The organism is Leptolyngbya sp. O-77, assembly GCF_001548395.1.
Classification (GTDB): domain Bacteria; phylum Cyanobacteriota; class Cyanobacteriia; order Elainellales; family Elainellaceae; genus Thermoleptolyngbya.
In genome coordinates this window covers 2,028,930-2,044,473 of record NZ_AP017367.1, presented here as the reverse complement: position 1 = coordinate 2,044,473, position 15,544 = coordinate 2,028,930, and the positions used below count along the sequence as shown (strand labels likewise).

Here is a 15,544-nt window from a genome sequence, read left to right as displayed (position 1 = left end):
AAAATCTGCTAAGGGGCGATCGCCATTGGGGAAGTGGTCGCAGGGTGTTGCGAATGGTTTTGAACCTTGTTTTCTGAATGGTATTGCGAACAGCCTAGTGAATGACGCTGTGATTCGTCCGGTGAACCAAGCTGCGATCGCACCCAGTCAAACCACGCCTCCAGCCCTGCCCCAGTTTTGGCGGAAACGGGTAAGATAACCACCTGCGGATTGACCTGGCGCACGTTCGCCACCAGCTTTTCCAGATCCACCTCCAGATGCGGAGCCAGATCCATCTTGGTAATCAGCAGACAATTGGCTTCGCGGAACATAATGGGATATTTCAGCGGCTTGTCTTCGCCCTCGGTTATGCTGAGCAGCGCGACCTTAGCGTGTTCTCCCACTTCAAATTCCGCTGGACACACCAGGTTGCCCACGTTTTCTACCAGCACCAGGTCGAGCGCTGCTGGATTGCACTGGTGTTCCAGCAGGTGAATGCCGCCCGCCACCATGCGCGAGTCCAGGTGGCACGATCGCCCGGTGTTAATGGCAACCACTGGAACCCCATGCTGGCGAAGCCGGTCGGCATCGAGTTCTGTGGTCATGTCGCCTTCAATCACGGCAATGTTGATTTGGGGCGCAAGTTGCTCTAGGGTGCGCTCCAGCAGGGCCGTCTTGCCCGCGCCGGGACTGCTCATCAGGTTCAGGCAGGTGATGCCCCATTCGTCAAAATGGGCGCGGTTGTGGTCGGCTCCGGCCTGGTTGGCGTGGAGCAGGTTCATTTCAATTGCAGCGTCGTGGGTCAGGTGCATGGTGGTTCAACGGTGGGTATCGAGAGTGTGTCGAGTCGGTTAGTCAAGCGTTTTAGTTGAGTCAGTAAAAGACAAAATGCCTTATTTACCGATGGGTGCTAGGTCGGCGCTGTGGGCGGCGGCGTATTCAATCCGGTCAATTTTGAGTTCTCGCCCAGAGCGGATGTCGTCCATCGGCGCGTGGCAGGTGGGGCAGGCATATTGCAGCCCAATCTCCGGCGCATACTCCTGCTGGCAGGTGTGGCAAAAGGCAATCAGGGGCGTTTCCTGAATCGCTAGCTCTGCACCGTGCAGGAAGGTGTTTTGGGTCTGCACCTCAAAGGCAAACCGCAGGCTGGCGGGTTCGACGCAGGTAAATTGCCCGACGATCAGATGGATGCGGTGAATGGTGGGGCGATCGGGCTGCGATTCCCACCAGTCTTTGACTGTCAGGATGAGCGCTTTGGTCATGTCGGTTTCATGCATATCGGATTAACGGAGGAGTAAAGCGAGAACGCTGCGTGGAACTAGAAACGGATGGCAATTGAGAGGGAGGGCGATCGCCCCATAACACGCTTCACGACAATAGAAATAGACGTTAGAAACAGACGTTAAGCGCATCATTTCATGCACAGGTTCCCCCCTGCTACGACCACGCCTGATCCACCGCCATATTTGCTTCGGTGTGAATGTAGGCGGGCTTTTCCTGACGCGGCAGTTGCCCCGAAATCACCAAGTGCGCCATCGTGTCGCAAATTACGCGAGTCGCCATCAGCGCCGTCATGTCGCTGACATCGTAGGGGGGCGAAACTTCTACTACCTCCAGTCCGCAGATGGGCGCACGCTGGACGATCTTGCCCAGCAGGGCCAGTGCTTCTCGCGGCAGCAGCCCGCCTGGTTCTGGCCAGCCCGTGCCAGGGACAAAGCCCGCATCGATGCAGTCGATGTCGAAGCTGATCCAGACGCAATCAGTGCCGTCGAGGGCCCGCTCTAGGGCAAATTCTGCGGCAGCGTCGATTCCCATTTCCGTAATGTCAGTCACCGTGAGGATGTTCGTCGCGCGATCGCGGCACACTTTCACCCCTTGGCGCGGCACCTGCCAGCCCCCGATGCCCAGTTGCACTAGATTTTTGGCGGGGGCGTTTGCCATATTGGTTGCGTGAAACCAGGGGCAGGTGTGCATCCGCTCATCCAGGTCGGTTTCCTGCGTGTCTACATGGCGATCAAAGTGGATAATGCCGACTTTCTTATCTCCCAGATGCCGACACACCCCGCGTACCGTGGGAAAGCCGATAGAGTGGTCGCCACCCAGCAGAATCGGGAAGGCCCCCGACGCAAACACATGGGCGACCCCTTTGGAAATTTGGTCAAACGACTTTTCGTTGTTGGCAGGGATGGTAAACACATCGCCCACGTCGCACAGCGTAATTTGCTCCCGCAGGTCTACGCCCAGTTCAAAGTTATACGGCGTGTAGAGGGCGGAGATGCGGCGGATGCCCTGCGGCCCAAACCGCGTGCCAGGACGGTAGGTGGTGCCAGAGTCGTGGGGAATGCCGACGATCGCCACGTCATACTCTCCCACCTTCCGCACGTCTTCCAGGTAGGGCGCTTTCAAAAAGGTGTTGATGCCTGCATAGTGGGGTAGTTCGCCACGAGAGAAGGTGGGAATAGAGCGATCGCGGATGCTGTCTGCCGCCTCCAGCCCATACTCCAACCCCTTGGACACTTCCTGCTGCCAGCCCGTCAGCGGTAGCCGAGCCTCGCGCTCTAGCGCCCGCTGCGCCTCGAAACTGGAAGAATTGGGAGCCTGAAAATTGGGTTCGTTCGTCATAACGCCTGTTCAATGCACTCATTCAATCTGGATGCAACAACAAAGCCCAGAAGACAGGCCGCACAAGGCAACCGTCTCCCGGGCTTTTATCCCTCCGTGGAACTGGCAGAGATCTCAGTGGTGAAATGCTCTGAAACCAGCTTGCCTCTCTTGAACCAGTCGCTTACGCAGAACGTTAAAATCAACGCTCTACAAGCCGGAACCCTAGAAGCTAAATGCTTTTGTTGAGTTAGCAGGAGATTAACAAGAGCAGTAGATAAGGTTTGTAGCTTCAGATACGCTCTAGGTCGGACTTGTCATCGTTTGCTGATATTGGAAGCGATGGGGCAGTCGCAAAGTTTTACAGGTGCCCCCAAAATGAACGCTCAGGCTTGCAGTCTGCTGATCTTGAAACGCAGGGGGCAATCGAGATAGGATACGTCGCAAGTCATAACATGTTCAATTTAGTAATGATCGATACACTATGAAACGTATCCCAAAGGCTCTGTTTGCTCTATTACTCTCCACAACGCTCTTCGTTGCAGCACCCGCCGAAGCCTGCACGCGGGCTGTCTATCAAGGCCCCGCAGGGCGTGTCCTCACCGGGCGCAGTATGGACTGGAAGCTCGAAATTCTCAGCAATTTGTGGATTTTTCCACGGGGCATGGAGCGCAGCGGTGCGGCTGGCCCCACCTCCATGCGCTGGACTTCCAAATACGGCAGCGTAGTCGTCAGCGGCTATAACATTGCCACCGTAGACGGCATGAACGAGCCGGGACTAGTGGTTAATGCCCTGTGGTTAGCCGTGTCCAAATATCCCGAAAACGACGGCAGAACGCCGCGCCTTTCGCTATCCATCTGGGCGCAATATTTTCTAGATAACTTTGCCACTGTGACCGAAGCGGTTGAGCATCTCCGCGCTAACCCGTTTCACGTAGGGGCAGGCGAAGTGCCCGGTCAACCGGGGCGACTGGCAACAATTCACCTGTCTCTGTCGGATGCAACGGGCGACAGCGCCATTCTGGAATGGGTAGATGGGGAGTTGCAAATTCACCACAGCCGCGACTATCAGGTCATGACCAACGAGCCAGTGTTTGCAGAACAGCTTGCGATCACATCCTATTGGCAACAGATAGACGGACTCAGCTTTTTGCCCGGAACCAGCCGCGCCACCGACCGCTTTGCCCGCGCTAGCTTCTATATCAACGCCATTCCCCAAACTGACGATCCGCGCATTGCCGCTGCGTCTGTATTCAGCGTCATGCGAAATGTGTCGGTTCCCTATGGCATCAGCGTATCTGATCAACCTAACCTATCTACCACGCGCTGGCGTGTCGTAGCGGATCACAAGGACAAGCTGTATTACTTTGAGTCGGCAATTTCGCCCAATGTGTTTTGGGTAGACCTGAAAAAGGTAGACTTTTCGCCTAGTTCTGGGGTCAGAACGCTGGATCTGGGCGACAGACAGCAGGTGATCTTCTCTGGCGAAGTCTCCAGTCAGTTTGTGGCCGCAGCACCGTTTGCGTTTCAACCGTCCGATTGATAGATAAATAATTGGACGCTGCAAATGGAGAACGTGCGGCATAGCCTTCCTACACCGCACGTCGAGACCTTACTTTTATCGCGCTTCTTATCTGCTTCTTACTCTATCGAGTTCTCTATCGAGTTCCGACCGTTTCGGTGGTAGACACCGGGTAGACCTCTAGGTTTTCGACGGGCGGCCCGTGTAGCACCTCGCCCTGGCAGCTGAAGCGGCCGCCGTGGCAGGGGCAGTCCCAGCTTTTCTCAGCGGCGTTCCAGTTCACGATGCAGCCTAGGTGGGTGCAGACGGGGGACACAGCGTGGATTTGTCCGGATTCGTCTCGGTAGGCGGCAAGCTGTTTGCCTTCGATGGTGATGAGCTTGCCCTCGCCTGCAGCCACATCATCAAAGGAGTGGTGCTGGAGCGCTTTGAGGCGATCGCCCACCCAGTGAATCCCTGTCTCCAGGTTATTCTTGAGCGAGTCGGTGGTGACAAACGGCGTAGCCCGCAGCGAGTCGTAGAGATCTGCCCAGGGATTTTCGATGCCCAGAATCGTGTTTGCCAATACCAGCCCAGCCGCCGTGCCGTTGGTCATCCCCCACAGGCTAAAGCCCGTCGCCACATAGAGATGGTTTGTCATGGGCGTGAGCTTGCCGACGTAGGGCACCTTGTCGAACGAGACGAAATCTTGGCTCGACCAGCGATAGGCGATTTCCCGCACGCCAAAGCGCGATCGCGCGTATTCCTCCAACCGCTCAAAGCGTTCCTCAGTGGCCTCGTCGCTGCCCGTTTTGTGACCCTCGCCGCCGATTAGCAGCAGTAGCCGATCCTGATAGGGCGTGGTGCGGATAGAGCGATAGCCCTCGCCTGTGCCGATGAACATGCCCTGCGGTGCGCGATCGCCCTCAATCGGCGCAGCGATGATATACGACCGCTTGGCGTAGGACTTGGCAAAAAACAAGCCCTGATCCAAAAATGGCAGGTTCGTCGTCACCAGCACGTCCTTAGCGTGAACCGTGCCCTGCGCGGTCACAATCTGGCAGGGTTCGCCCTCGTTAATTTCCAGAACGCGAGAATGCTCGAAAATATAGTTGTTGGGATCAGCGGCGATCGCTCTTGCCAGATGCGCCAGGTAGCGGCGCGGGTGGAACTGGGCCTGGTTGCTAAACGCCACTGCTCCAGCAATGGGGAATGGCAGCGACGTTTCGGTCACGAAGTTGGCAGGTCGCCCCAGCGTTTGTGCCGCCTCGACCTCATCGTGGATGGACTGGAGTTGGTCGGCGGATTCTGCAAAGGTGTACGCAGTCTGGCGGCTAAAGTCGCAGTCAATTTGCTCCCGCTCCACCAGTTGTGCCACAAATTCCACAGCGGTTTGATTGGCTTCGGCATAGAGCCGCGCCTTATTTTCGCCCAGATCTTTGATCAGTTGCGCGTAAATGAGCTGGTGCAGGGAGGTCACTTTTGCCGTGGTGTGCCCACTCACCCCAGCGGCGATCGCTCCTGCCTCAAGCACGGCAACGGTTTTACCCGACTTGGCAAGCTGGTAGGCGGCAGTCAGTCCAGCCATGCCCGCGCCGACAATGGCGACATCGACCGTAACTCCGTTAAAGGTTTCGCTAATTAGATTGGCGTAAGGCGCAAGAGTTTGAGTCGAATCAATCCAGAAAGATTGAGTGGAGTGAGGGTATTGCATATCAGTGCTTGCTTCGGTTTATCAAAGGCTAGTGTCAACCTATCACCTTGACCGCTGAACACCCCTCCATCAAAGGTTTGAAGCCGAATCGCGCCCCACGACAGAGATTGACTGACTTGGCATCCCCATTTGGCTGACAAAACTAAGAAGCTGGAAGACGTTAGAGTGACCAAAGACGGATAAAGACGGGAAGTGAGAGTCTGGGAGCAGCGCTTGAGCGGTCTGGATGACCAGATCATGGCAATGTACGCCCAGGGTTTAAGCACCGTGGAAGACATTTTCATTGCCTGTGTCGTTCGCCAAAGGCGGGGCGAAGCTATAGGACTCAAAGGGTTGCCAGAGGCAATTGCTGCGGTCATTCCCAAAACACGGGTGCAGTTGTGTATCGTGCATCTGATTCGCAACGCTCTGCGCTATATACCCTGGAGGAGTCAAGCCGAAGTGATAGCCGACCTCAAACCGATTTATCAAGCTGCAATGATAGAGAAAGCTGAGACGGCACTGGAAAACTTCGCTGACAAGTGGGACAATCATTACCCGACGATTTCCCAAATCTGGTTTCGCCACCGAGACAACATCCTCGTCTTCTTTACTGCGCTGACGATGCACCAGACATTCGCAACGTGATTTACACCACCAATGCGATTGAGTCGCTCAATCGTTCATTGCGTGAGTGGCTCAAGACCAAGGGGTGTTTCCCCAATGAAGAATCAGTCCACAATCTGCTTGACTGGGCACTCAACAACATTGCCATCGACACTCTCCAAAATTGCATATCTTAATCAACGTGGTCTCTGCTCTCCTTTCCTACCCCCACCCATGCTCTCTCCCCAACTGCTACAGCACTATCGCCAACTGAGCCAACAGCCGCTGACGGTGGTGGATGTGGAGACGACGGGCGGACTGGCGTTTAAGCATCGCATGACAGAACTATCGGTGCTGCACGCCAGTTTGGAGGAGGGAGTGCAGCGTCAGCAGTCTACGCTGCTGAATCCGGAAGCGCTGATTCCTGCCAAGATTGTGCGGATTACGGGTATTACGCCAGAAATGGTGGCAACGGCTCCTACAGCGGCCGAAGCGCTGCCCGACTTTTTGCCGCTGCTGCAAACGGGCGTGCTGACGGCCCACAATCTGGAATTTGACTACGGCTTTTTGCAGGCGGAATATCGACGGCTGGGCGTAGAGTTTATGCGCCCTGAGTGGATGCAGCTTTGCACTGTAGAGCTATCGCGGCTGATGTTGCCGGATTTGCCCTCGCGCAGTCTGCCCAAGCTGGTGCAGCATTTTCAATTTCCCATCGACACGTCGCACCGGGCAGCGGCGGATACCCTAGCCTGCTGGCTGCTAGCCGAACGATTGCTGACAGAACTCTGCAACGAAGAGGATAGGGTGCTGCTGGCCCGGTTTGCGCGTCAGGTGATGCCCTTGAAATATGCGGCGCAACTGCTGGGGCAGCGGCAAAAGAAAGCCGCCAAACTGCTAATGTCCCTGGGAATTGAAGGGAAAGTGGTGGCGCGGGGCCGCAGCAGCACGCTGCTTTATCGTCGGGGCGACGTAGAGCGGGCGGTGGGAGAACTGGCGCGGGCGGCAGTGCTAGAGGCGGCTAACCCGGCTCAGCTTTCGCTGCTGGGAGACTAGGCAATGATTCGCTATTCGGCGATGCGGCTGCTGGGGCTAGGGCTGACGCTGCTGGCGATTAGCCTGGTCATTTTCACGATTTTGGCGGTGGCTCCGGGCGATCCGATGTCGGAATTTGCCAGCAATCCAGCCATCACCGCAGAGGTGCGGGAAAACATCCGGCGATCGCTCGGCCTCGACCAACCCCTGCCCGTCCGCTACGTGAAATGGCTGGGGGCACTGCTGCGCGGCGACCTGGGCTATTCCTTCACCAGTCGTAGCCCCGTCAGCGGGTTGATTTTGCAGCGGCTGCCGACGACCCTGTGGATCGCGGGATTGTCGTACCTGATTTCCGTGGCGATCGCCCTGCCGCTGGGGGTCTTTTCTGCCCTGCGGCGCGATTCCGTCGCCGATCAGGTCTTCACTTCGGCGGTGCTAATGGGCTTTTCGCTGCCTACCTTCGTCACCAGTCTGCTGATGATTATCGTGTTTAGCGTGCAGCGGCGGTGGCTGCCCTTCATCTACGACAGCACCCTGGTCGTGCGGGATTGGAACAGCTTCCTGCTGCAACTCAAGCAATCGCTGATGCCAGTCGCTACCCTGGTGTTGTTTCAAACGGCGGTGCTGATGCGGTTTGTGCGGGCCGCCATGCTCGACGAACTGCCACAACACTACATCCGCACGGCCCACGCCAAAGGTTTGTCAAAACGGCGCATCGTGCTGGCTCATGCTTTGCGAAATGCGCTGATTCCCGTGGTGACGCTGGTGGCGCTGGATTTGCCCAGCCTATTTACCGGGTCGCTGGTGGTGGAACAGGTCTTCCGTGTGCCGGGGATAGGGGCGCTGCTGATCGAGTCCATCAGCCGCAGCGATACGCCCGTGGTGATGGCGATCGCCTTTATTTTCTCCGTCCTCGTGGTGCTGCTAAACCTGGTCGCCGATTTGCTATACGGCTGGCTAGATCCACGAGTACACGGGTGACGGAGCGTTGGAAAAGATATCCTAGTGGAGGAATGAGGGATTCACGCACTCCGGTGCGCCTCATGCCGCGTCAATATGCCGCGTTAACGGTTCAGTGTGAAAAGTTCAGTGTGAAAAGTTCTGTGAGGCGATCGCCATGAGCAAAATTGAGCCACCTGGCAATCCTGATGGATGGGGCGATCCCAGCCCAATCGTGCTAATCATCCTGCTAATGCTGTTTTTTGGATCGTGGATTGGCAGTACCATCAACCGCCCAACGACCTTGGAGGAATGTCGGCAAATCTTGCAGCAGCCCTAACGTTGGTCGCTTCCAGTGGTCGCTTCCAGTGGTCGCTTCCAGTGTCCGCTTCAAGTGCCGCAGGCAGCAGTCAGGCGGTTTCGAGCCAGTCATAAATGCGGTCGAGCTGTTCCAGCGTCACCAGGCCGTATTGCCACAGGATCATTGGCAGCGGGCCCGGGTCATGCTCCAGGTGTTTCTGGGCGATCGCAATCGACGCATCCGGCACCGATAGTTCTTCGCGCAAGAACTTGATGAGTCTTGCATAGGTCAGCGGGGTCATAGCAGGTTCACCTCCTTGGGGTTGTTTGTGGATTTTGTGGATTTGAAGAGTTTGCTGATTTGCTGAATTAACGAGAATGGTAAGTTGGGCAGAACACTGAATCAATGCAGATTCCAGCAATCTTTCCTGCGTCTTTTCGTCGGTTCGTCCTGAAGCCAGTTCTGAAATCAGGATCGTTTCAAGCGCACTGCCTGATTGGAAATATCCCATGCCAGAAGTGGCGCTTGCAGCAAACAGCCATTGCCAAAACCATCAGACTGCGGCTGGAAACACCAGCCTGCCAGTTTACTACTGTTATCAGCACCCACCGATGGAATTACGACCAACTACCAAGGCTTTAGATTTTCTTCATCGAACTTTTTGAATCAAGTGCGATTAGGTTAGCCTTTCGATTCCAGCAGCTTGATGCTTGCAGGTTGAGTGACTCAGATGAAATTTGGAGTCGGTAGGTTCCCCAGTGGGTTTTGCGTAAAACCTCAGTGGAGCTACACAAGCCAAACGCTCCCAGTGATGCCGTGTCTCTCAAAACAGAGCGCGGGATTTACCAGGATACTCCAAACTTTGGCGGGCGATCGCCCCTTGCCCAAAAATCAGGAGAAATTCATCTCGTACTGAATTAAAAACCCCCATCCCACGATTCACCGTCCGCAAGAGTACGATAGTTTGATGCCCTGGCTGGCGGATAAAGCAGCCGCGCCCGTAGTTCCACGGACGTAATTGGGGCAAGCTCCATCAGAACGCCGCACCCCTTTACAGAACACCTGCATGGCAATCGTCTACAGCATCCATCCTGAAACTCCCCAGAAGCGCAAGGTCGATCAGGTCTGTGATGCGCTTCAGGACGGGGCTGTGCTGCTCTATCCCACCGATACAGTCTACGCAATTGGCTGCGACCTCAACGCCAAATCGGCCATCGAGCGCGTCCGCAAAATTAAGCAGCTTTCAAGCGACAAACCCTTAACCTTTCTTTGCTCATCCCTGTCGAACATCGCCAGCTACGCCTATGTCAGCGATGCCGCCTATCGACTGATCAAACGGCTGATTCCCGGCCCCTACACCTTTTTGCTGCCCGCCACCAAGCTCGTGCCCCGGCTCGTCATGGACCCCAAACGCAAAACAACGGGCATCCGAGTTCCGGATCATACGGTCTGTCAGGCGGTGCTGACGACGCTGGGCAACCCGATTATCTCCACCTCTGCAACCACAGCGTTTGATTCTCAGTCGCCCGCTCCCCCCAGTCACATTTCTAAACCTGAACTGTTCGACCGCTTTGATAAGTTGGTGGATCTCATCATCGACGACGATTCTCGCGTGGGATATCAGGTGTCTACCATGCTAGATCTGACGGGAGAGGAACCTATTCTCTTGCGAAAGGGTCTAGGAGTAGAGGCGGTTATCGGGCTGGTGGGAGAACCAGAACCGGACTAGCCCCCCGCCAGAGCCACGCCCGCTTGGGCCGCTTGCCGGAGATCTGAGAGTCGCGCCGCCCCCCTTGCAGCGCAGGCGTTTTCGGAAAGCCCGCTTTTTGCGAAGACCCCGACCCCGGTCACACGCCCGATTCATTTGCCCGATTCATTCGCCCGATCAGGACTAAACCAAAATTTAGCCACCTGGTCAACTGGCACCCCCTTTGGTTCGATTCCCTCAGGGACAGCTACCCACCCGTCGTCTGCCCGATTCGTCTGGAGTTCCTGCAAAATTCAGCGGTTTGGTGAATACGGGTGAACCCCGCTCCGCGTCTTACCCCGCAAGACCAGCATAAAAAGTGACATAGCCCCATCCGGACGAAGCCGTACTCCCTCCGGGGGAGCGTGTAGACCTGATTATGACTGCTGAGTTCGGTGGCATCCAGCGGGCGACACCGCCTTGCAGTTTGCTCCGCGCCCTGCGGCAGTTGCTCTACCAACCCGTGCATCACCCACATCGTCATGAATCTCGAACCCGCCAAATTCCCCACTTGTGCCACGCCTGCGTCTACGGCTTCTGGTTTTCATACTCCGGTCGTCTCTGCCGACTTTAATCAACCTCGTCCCCACGATACGCACACTGCGTCGCCATCTGCGGCCTTTTCGTCGGATCGCTCAGAAGCGACGGATTCTACGGATTCTGTGGATGCTTTGTTGGCAGCCGGGTCGAGTTCTGCTCCGCTGCTAGATTCTGTTGATCTGATGGCGGAGGTGGATACAGAATCGCTGGCGATCGCCCCCTCCAACTCCCCCTCCCTATCGACCGACACAAACGATGCAGCCCTCCCACCCGCCCAGCCGCCCGAAATTCAGAACCTCCAGCTTGTGGAGCGCTTGGTAAACGAGTTGGAATCCGCACTGGCTAAGCGGCCAACCAGCGCCGACACGGTGATGCGGCGGATTGTGGCCGAAGTCGAGCGGATTTGCACCAAGAGCGATCGCATCCAGTCTTCAGGACAGGTCGAAACCTGGCAGTGGACGCTGGCCCAACACCGCCTGCAAAAGTGCCTCACCTACTATCGGCTGGGGTCGCGGCGCGGTCGGGTGGAGCTACACAGCCACCTCAGCGCCATTGTCTATCGCCACATCACGCGCAGCCGCGCCCAGCTTGGCTTTCAGGCCCGCTACGAGATGATCGAAGACTTCATGCAAATCTTCTACATCGAAGTGCTGAAGGCGTTTCGCAAAGAGAACTTTTTGCCCGAAGACTATCGCCCCCAGACCCGGCTAGAACTGGCGGAATACATGGCCTTTATGGAGCAATATGCCAAGCGCCGCATCAACCTGCCCGGCCGCCGAAACCAGCAGCTCATTGTGCTGCGGGCGCAGGGGTTTGCCCGTCGCCAGCCCGCCGAAACGTCCGTCGATCTGGATCTGGCGGTAGAATCGGCGCGGGGCGACGATGCCGACATCCACAGCCGATCGCCCGTGGTGCAGCAGGTGAGAGAACAGATGGTGTCCGAAGCGCTAGACCCGTCAGATTCCGTCCTGCGCGATCGCGTCGTGGCAGAACTGGTGCAATACCTAGAATCCCAAAAGCAGCAGGACTGCATCGACTATCTCATCCTAAAAATGCAGGACCTCACCGCCCCCGAAATCGACGAAATCCTCGGCCTGTCGCCCCGCCAGCGCGACTATTTGCAGCAGCGATTTAAGTATCACGTCGAAAAATTCTCGCGCTCTCACCGCTGGCAACTCGTCCACCAGTGGCTTGGTGCCGATTTGGATCAAAACCTGGGAATGCCCCAGCACCAGTGGGAGGCGTTTCAGGCGCAGCTAACCGCTGACCAGCGCCAGCTCTTGCGGCTAAAAATGCAGCGGCAACCCGACACGGCCATCGCCCAGGCCCTCCGCTGCACGCCCAAGCAGGTGCAAAAGCGCTGGGTGCAGGTGCTAGAGGCCGCATGGCAGTTTCGGAATCAGTGAGACGAGCGGCAGCCCCGGTTTGCTAGAACCGCTCGCGCCGATTCCAAAATCCAAAATCCAAAATCTCAACCCTGCAACTCCGCCATTCTCTGCTGTGCATATTGCACAAGGATGTCTACGCCAATCGCCTGGCCAATCTCTGCGGCCTGTTGGAGCGACCCTAGCGCCGCATCCACTTGCCCCAGCGCCGCCTGAGCTGGCGAGATGTACAAAATCAAATTACGAGCCTGGCTGTAAGGATGATTAATTGCGAGATAGATTTGCTGCGCCTGCAAAAATGCCTCCAGCGCTGCTGAGGTATCTTCCAGCAGGCTGGCGCGGCCGCACAGCGCATTGGCATAGCCCAATCGATCGCCCACTTGCTGATAGGTGGCGATCGCTTCGTCATACAAGGCGATCGCCGCTTCCCGTTGGTCGAGAAATTGCAGCACATCGGCTTTGGCTTGTAGCGCATTGGCATAGCCCAATCGAGCGCCCACTTGCTGATAGGTGGCGATCGCTTCGTCATACAAGGCGATCGCCGCATCACATTGGTTGAGAAATTGCAGCACATCGGCTTTGGCTTTTAGCGCATTGGCATAGCCCAATCGAGCGCCCACTTGCTGATAGGTGGCGATCGCTTCGTCATACAAGGCGATCGCCGCATCACATTGTTTGAGAAATTGCAGCACATCGGCTTTGGCTTTTAGCGCATTGGCATAGCCCACTCGAGCGCCCACTTGCTGATAGGTGGCGATCGCTTCGTCATACAAGGCGATCGCCGCATCACATTGGTTGAGAAATTGCAGCACATCGGCTTTGGCTTTTAGCGCATTGGCATAGCCCACTCGATCGCCCACTTGCTGATAGGTGGCGATCGCTTCGTCATACAAGGCGATCGCCGCTTCCCGTTGGTCGAGAAATTGCAGCACATCGGCTTTGGCTTGTAGCGCATTGGCATAGCCCACTCGAGCGCCCACTTGCTGATAGGTGGCGATCGCTTCGTCATACAAGGCGATCGCCGCATCACATTGGTTGAGAAATTGCAGCACATCGGCTTTGGCTTTTAGCGCATTGGCATAGCCCAATCGATCGCCCACTTGCTGATAGGTGGCGATCGCTTCGTCATACAAGGCGATCGCCGCATCACATTGTTTGAGAAATTGCAGCACATCGGCTTTGGCTTTTAGCGCATTGGCATAGCCCACTCGAGCGCCCACTTGCTGATAGGTGGCGATCGCTTCGTCATACAAGGCGATCGCCGCATCACATTGTTTGAGAAATTGCAGCACATCGGCTTTGGCTTTTAGCGCATTGGCATAGCCCAATCGATCGCCCACTTGCTGATAGGTGGCGATCGCTTCGTCATACAAGGCGATCGCCGCATCACATTGTTTGAGAAATTGCAGCACATCGGCTTTGGCTTTTAGCGCATTGGCATAGCCCAATCGATCGCCCACTTGCTGATAGGTGGCGATCGCTTCGTCATACAAGGCGATCGCCGCTTCCCGTTGGTCGAGAAATTGCAGCACATCGGCTTTGGCTTTTAGCGCATTGGCATAGCCCACTCGATCGCCCACTTGCTGATAGGTGGCGATCGCTTCGTCATACAAGGCGATCGCCGCTTCCCGTTGGTCGAGAAATTGCAGCACATCGGCTTTGGCTCTCAGCGCATTGGCATAGCCCACTCGATCGCCCACTTGCTGATAGGTGGCGATCGCTTCGTCATACAAGGCGATCGCCGCTTCCCGTTGGTCGAGAAATTGCAGCACATCGGCTTTGGCTTTTAGCGCATTGGCATAGCCCACTCGATCGCCCACTTGCTGATAGGTGGCGATCGCTTCGTCATACAAGGCGATCGCCGCTTCCCGTTGGTCGAGAAATTGCAGCACATCGGCCAGCTTTTCCTGAGCATAGCCATAGCCCCAGCGTTCTTCGTCCTGGGGCTGCCACTCGTCCACCAGGCGGCGATACAGCGCCTCAAGCAGGTCGTTATAGCCCGATAGCTGCATCCAAAAGTCGCACTGGCTATACCGCTCGCCTGGCTGTGTTTCGCTCGTCAGCCAGCCCAGTGCCCTGCCATATTCCCCCAGCTCACAGAGATGATGAAACACCTCCAAATAGTCTTGCAGGAGGTCAGTTTCTGCCTGCCGCTGAGCCTGTGCCGATTGCTGCAAGGGCTGCACCTGCTCGGCAAAGTGAGCAATGGCGCGCTGATGGGCGGCGGTCTGGTCGCCGGCCCGGCGCTGGGCCAGTTCGCGCACCTGCGGCTGCCAGCGAAAAAGACGCTGGCCGTGGCGGTCTTGGCCGGGCAGCAGTTGCAGCAGCGATCGGCGGTCGAGCTGGCGCAGGTCGGCTTCGGTTGGGCGGTGGTCGGCGGCCACGGCCGCCGCTGTCGTCGCATTAAAGGACTGCCGCAAAATGCTGAGCTGCCAGAGCATCTGCCGCAGGCGCTCCTCTAGCCGTCCCGCGCTCCAGCCAAACACCTCCTCCACGCTGAGCTGGCGCGCCCCCTGATAGCGCCCCTCCAGCGCCCAAAGATCGCCCGGCAAATAGCGCACCTGCGGATCGGCGGCTTCTTCGGTCAGCAGCCACCCCGCAATTAGCACTAGCGACAGCGGATAGCCGCCCACGCGCCCCGAAACCGATTGCAGTTCTACATCACTGCCCAAAACTCCCTTTTGCCGGAGCAACGCCGCACCTTCCACTGGGGTCAACCCTTCCGTCAGCGGCAGCCAGCGGGCGGGCAGTCCGGGCAGGCGATGGCGACTGGTCAGCAGCACCTTGCTGGCTGTCGCCGTCCCCAATAGCCGTTCAAAAAACTGTTGATAGGTGATGCTCTGCCACTCGTCGCGCTCCGTCAGCACGCTTTCCAAATTGTCCAACACCAGCAGATAGGAACCAGCCTGAAGCTGTTGCACCAGCGCCGGTACGAGCTGCGGTTCTTCGAGGGCGGCGACCCGCTCGGCGGGCATTCCCCACGCAAACAAGGCCCGTCGGGCCACATCGGGAAAGCCCAGCGTCTGGCTCAGGTCTGCCCAAAACTTCCCGACAAACTGGCTGCTGTCTTCATACACCCGCGCTGCCAGCGTCGATTTGCCAAAGCCCCCCAGCCCGTGAACCCCCATCAGCGGAATCGCAGCGTCGTTGAGCCAGGTGTGGAGTTGCGCCTGCTCTTGAGTCCGGCCTTGCCAGTAGGTCAGCGTGGGCAGCAGGTCGC

General features: G+C 57.0%; 14 protein-coding genes, 1 pseudogene and 1 riboswitch. Of the genes and pseudogenes, 7 read left to right on the top strand and 8 right to left on the bottom strand.

Translation table 11 applies throughout. The features are described from left to right. Positions 1 to 8: 8 nt before the first annotated feature. The 3 genes from hypB to O77CONTIG1_RS08710 all read right to left on the bottom strand — a co-directional run bounded on the left by hypB (position 9) and on the right by O77CONTIG1_RS08710 (position 2,601). Positions 9 to 791: a hydrogenase nickel incorporation protein HypB gene (hypB, locus tag O77CONTIG1_RS08720; RefSeq protein ID WP_084782394.1), complete on the bottom strand. Its 783-nt coding sequence runs from the start codon at positions 789 to 791 to the stop codon at positions 9 to 11. Positions 792 to 872: 81 nt separating this feature from the next. Then, complete coding sequence (gene hypA / locus O77CONTIG1_RS08715) at positions 873 to 1,256, bottom strand: hydrogenase maturation nickel metallochaperone HypA (protein WP_068509818.1); 384 nt, start codon at positions 1,254 to 1,256, stop codon at positions 873 to 875. A 160-nt stretch (positions 1,257 to 1,416) separates the two neighbouring features. Next, entirely contained in the window at positions 1,417 to 2,601 is a 1,185-nt protein-coding gene (locus O77CONTIG1_RS08710) for an agmatinase family protein (RefSeq protein WP_068509817.1), read from the bottom strand. A 73-nt stretch (positions 2,602 to 2,674) separates the two neighbouring features. Next, a riboswitch (guanidine-I (ykkC/yxkD leader) is annotated at positions 2,675 to 2,820 on the bottom strand. A 244-nt stretch (positions 2,821 to 3,064) separates the two neighbouring features. Between O77CONTIG1_RS08710 and O77CONTIG1_RS08705 the strand changes: the two genes are divergently transcribed. Beyond that, positions 3,065 to 4,123 (top strand): linear amide C-N hydrolase, encoded by a 1,059-nt coding sequence (locus tag O77CONTIG1_RS08705; protein WP_084782391.1) that lies wholly within the window; start codon positions 3,065 to 3,067, stop codon positions 4,121 to 4,123. Positions 4,124 to 4,238: 115 nt separating this feature from the next. Here O77CONTIG1_RS08705 and O77CONTIG1_RS08700 read toward each other — a convergent pair whose 3' ends face one another. Beyond that, positions 4,239 to 5,795 (bottom strand): FAD-dependent oxidoreductase, encoded by a 1,557-nt coding sequence (locus tag O77CONTIG1_RS08700; RefSeq protein ID WP_068509814.1) that lies wholly within the window; start codon positions 5,793 to 5,795, stop codon positions 4,239 to 4,241. Between the two features lie 270 nt (positions 5,796 to 6,065). Between O77CONTIG1_RS08700 and O77CONTIG1_RS08695 the strand changes: the two are divergent. From O77CONTIG1_RS08695 to O77CONTIG1_RS24335, 4 genes and pseudogenes are all read left to right on the top strand, one after another. Then, a pseudogene (locus tag O77CONTIG1_RS08695) lies at positions 6,066 to 6,547 on the top strand (transposase); the annotation flags it as partial. 67 nt (positions 6,548 to 6,614) lie between these two features. After that, complete coding sequence (locus O77CONTIG1_RS08690) at positions 6,615 to 7,433, top strand: PolC-type DNA polymerase III (protein WP_084782388.1); 819 nt, start codon at positions 6,615 to 6,617, stop codon at positions 7,431 to 7,433. A gap of 3 nt (positions 7,434 to 7,436) precedes the next feature. Continuing rightward, positions 7,437 to 8,393 carry an ABC transporter permease gene (locus tag O77CONTIG1_RS08685; RefSeq protein ID WP_068509810.1) on the top strand — a complete coding sequence of 319 codons (957 nt, stop codon included), beginning with the start codon at positions 7,437 to 7,439 and terminating at the stop codon, positions 8,391 to 8,393. Between the two features lie 136 nt (positions 8,394 to 8,529). Beyond that, a complete protein-coding gene (locus O77CONTIG1_RS24335; protein ID WP_156435060.1) occupies positions 8,530 to 8,691 on the top strand; it encodes a hypothetical protein in 162 nt (53 codons plus the stop codon). Positions 8,692 to 8,761: 70 nt separating this feature from the next. On the opposite strand, the gene O77CONTIG1_RS08680 is transcribed toward O77CONTIG1_RS24335, so the two are convergent. Both O77CONTIG1_RS08680 and O77CONTIG1_RS26065 read right to left on the bottom strand, forming a co-directional pair. Then, complete coding sequence (locus tag O77CONTIG1_RS08680; protein ID WP_068516276.1) at positions 8,762 to 8,953, bottom strand: DUF2949 domain-containing protein; 192 nt, start codon at positions 8,951 to 8,953, stop codon at positions 8,762 to 8,764. A 522-nt stretch (positions 8,954 to 9,475) separates the two neighbouring features. Beyond that, positions 9,476 to 9,679 (bottom strand): hypothetical protein, encoded by a 204-nt coding sequence (locus tag O77CONTIG1_RS26065; RefSeq protein WP_156435058.1) that lies wholly within the window; start codon positions 9,677 to 9,679, stop codon positions 9,476 to 9,478. A gap of 39 nt (positions 9,680 to 9,718) precedes the next feature. Here O77CONTIG1_RS26065 and O77CONTIG1_RS08675 point away from each other — a divergent pair, with 39 nt between their 5' ends. Then, the gene (locus O77CONTIG1_RS08675; protein WP_068509808.1) at positions 9,719 to 10,381 is read left to right on the top strand and encodes an L-threonylcarbamoyladenylate synthase; all 663 of its coding nucleotides are present in this window, start codon (positions 9,719 to 9,721) and stop codon (positions 10,379 to 10,381) included. 226 nt (positions 10,382 to 10,607) lie between these two features. On the opposite strand, the gene O77CONTIG1_RS24325 is transcribed toward O77CONTIG1_RS08675, so the two are convergent. Continuing rightward, entirely contained in the window at positions 10,608 to 10,883 is a 276-nt protein-coding gene (locus tag O77CONTIG1_RS24325; protein WP_156435056.1) for a hypothetical protein, read from the bottom strand. Here O77CONTIG1_RS24325 and O77CONTIG1_RS08670 point away from each other — a divergent pair. After that, positions 10,882 to 12,345 carry a HetZ-related protein gene (locus O77CONTIG1_RS08670; protein WP_225894724.1) on the top strand — a complete coding sequence of 488 codons (1,464 nt, stop codon included), beginning with the start codon at positions 10,882 to 10,884 and terminating at the stop codon, positions 12,343 to 12,345. The two genes, O77CONTIG1_RS24325 and O77CONTIG1_RS08670, sit on opposite strands and share 2 nt — an antisense overlap. A 65-nt stretch (positions 12,346 to 12,410) precedes the next feature. On the opposite strand, the gene O77CONTIG1_RS08665 is transcribed toward O77CONTIG1_RS08670, so the two are convergent. Then, the gene (locus tag O77CONTIG1_RS08665) at positions 12,411 to 15,452 is read right to left on the bottom strand and encodes a tetratricopeptide repeat protein (RefSeq protein WP_068509806.1); all 3,042 of its coding nucleotides are present in this window, start codon (positions 15,450 to 15,452) and stop codon (positions 12,411 to 12,413) included. Positions 15,453 to 15,544: the final 92 nt, after the last annotated feature.